This is a genomic window from Stenotrophomonas sp. 05N423, assembly GCF_056397145.1.
This window is the reverse complement of sequence record NZ_JBFTMV010000024.1, coordinates 1-2,163: the sequence shown is the minus strand read 5'-3', so window position 1 is coordinate 2,163 and position 2,163 is coordinate 1. Positions and strand designations below refer to the sequence as shown.

The following is a 2,163-nucleotide window of genomic DNA, read 5'->3' as shown; positions in this document are numbered from 1 at the left end:
CGATGATGTCGCTGACTTCCTTCTCCACCTGCACCTCGAGGGTACGGTCGTCCCACTCGACCACGTAGCCGATGCGCTTGCCGTCGGCATCGGCCACCGGATTGATGATCTGCCGCATCACGTGCCCGCCGACGCTGATCTGCGCGCGGTGGGTGCCGCGCAGTTCGCCCAGCAGCTTGCGCTGGTGCGGCGGATGCTTGTGGAAGATGTCGATGTTGCTGCCGATCAGCGTCTTCATATCGAAGTTCGGCAGGTCGCGGCGCAGGTCCTGTTCGGCCTTGCCCAGCATCTCCATCAGCGGACGGTTGGTGTAGATGATGTTGAGGTCGGCGTCGGCGATCATCACGCTGGTGGTGACGTCGTCCAGCGCGGTGCGGATGCGCAGGTCCTCGGCGGCGCGCGCCCGGTCCTGTTCGGCGCGGGTGCGGAGCTGGCCGACCATCTCGCCGATGGCGGTGTACATCTGCCCGATCTCGTCGCGCGAATGATGGTCCACACGCACGTCCAGTTCGCCGTGCGAGACCGCCTGGATCGCGCCCAGCGCGCCGGAGAGCGGGCGCAGGATGGAGCGGGCGATCAGCCAGCACGGCAGCAGTGCCGACAGCAGCACCAGCACGCCGGCCAGGATCAGTACCTTGCTGAAGCTCCAGGCGCGCGCGGCGATGTCGTCGGTGTACTCGCCGCTGCCGATGATCCAGCCCCAGCGCTTGTGCAGGCCGACGTAGGAGATCTTCTGCACCGCGCCGTCGACGCCGGGCTTGGGCCAGGTGTAGTCGAGGAAGCCGCCGCCATCCTGCTGCCCGAGCCTGACCATCTCGACGAAGATCTTCTTGCCGTCGGCGCTGGTGGTGTCGCTGAGATCCTTGCCGTTCAACGCGGTCTGGTAGGGATGCATCAGCATGGTGGGGTGTTCGTCGTTCACCCACAGGTAGTCGCTGCCGTTGGCGCTGCGCAGCGATTCGATGGCCGCCAGTGCCTGCTGCCGGGCTTCCTCGTCGCTCAGCTCGCCGGCGGCGGCGCGGTCGGCGTAGCGGTTGGCCAGCGCCAGCGCCGCTTCCACCCGGGTATGCAGGGCGTTGCGCTCGTTCTGGACCAGCTCGTCGTGGTTGCGCCGGGCGGTGACCAGGCACAGGGCGACGATGCCGGTCGCCAGGATGGCGAGCATCAGCATGAATTTCCGGCGCAGCGGCAGATCGCTGAAGAACCGCAGGGCTGAGTGGGTGTTCATACGGTTTTTTCCTTTTCCGTCACCATGCATGGAAGGGTTGGCCCTGCGTCCTTGGACCACGAAACGGTCAGCTGTCTTCCCGCGTTATCGGCGCTGCTTCGCCCGGCTGCAGGGGCCGCGGCCGGGGCATGCCGTTTCCATGACGGGATGCTGGATTGCAGCTGGATCGGCATCACGGCACGGGACTCCGACGGGGTGGCGCGCTTCCGGCGACAGCTCCGGCCTGCGTTGCCGCTGCATCCACCGACGGGTCCTGCCGGCCAGGACCCGTCGGTGCTGGATCAGAACTCCTGCCAGTCGCCGCCGTCGGCCAGCGCAGCATCGACCTTGCGCGGGGCGACAGGCGCCGGGCGCCGGGGTGCGGGGGGAGTCCGGGCATCGTCGCGCCGGGGCGCCGGCTGCGCGGCGACGGGAGCCGGGGCGGGGGAGGCGGGGATTGCCACGTCGTCGATGCGGAACAGGGCGACCGCCGCTGCCAGGTGATTGGCCTGCTCCTCCATCGAACGCGCCGCAGCGGTGGCTTCCTCCACCAGCGCGGCGTTCTGCTGGGTGGTCTCGTCCATCTGCATCACGGTCTGGTTGACCTGCTCGATGCCGGCACTCTGTTCCTGCGAGGCGGCGGAGATCTCGGCCATGATGTCGGTCACGCGCTGCACCGATGTCACGATCTCGCCCATGGTGGTGCCGGCCTGGTGCACCAGTTGCGAACCTTCGGACACCTTGTCGACCGAGGTCTCGATCAGCCCCTTGATCTCCTTGGCGGCACCGGCCGAGCGCTGGGCCAGCGTACGCACCTCGCTTGCCACCACCGCGAAGCCGCGTCCCTGTTCACCGGCACGCGCGGCTTCCACCGCCGCGTTCAGGGCCAGGATGTTGGTCTGGAAGGCGATGCCGTCGATGACGCTGATGATGTCGGCGATCTTCTTCGACGAGGC

2 protein-coding genes are annotated in these 2,163 nt (G+C 67.9%); both read right to left on the bottom strand.

Annotated features, from left to right (window positions below; translation table 11 throughout):
• On the bottom strand, positions 1-1,228 hold a 1,228-nt coding region (locus AC1DGW_RS16800; RefSeq protein ID WP_478025185.1), incomplete at its 3' end, for a cache domain-containing protein.
• A 281-nt stretch (positions 1,229-1,509) separates the two neighbouring features.
• On the bottom strand, positions 1,510-2,163 hold a 654-nt coding region (locus AC1DGW_RS16795), incomplete at its 5' end, for a methyl-accepting chemotaxis protein (RefSeq protein WP_478025183.1).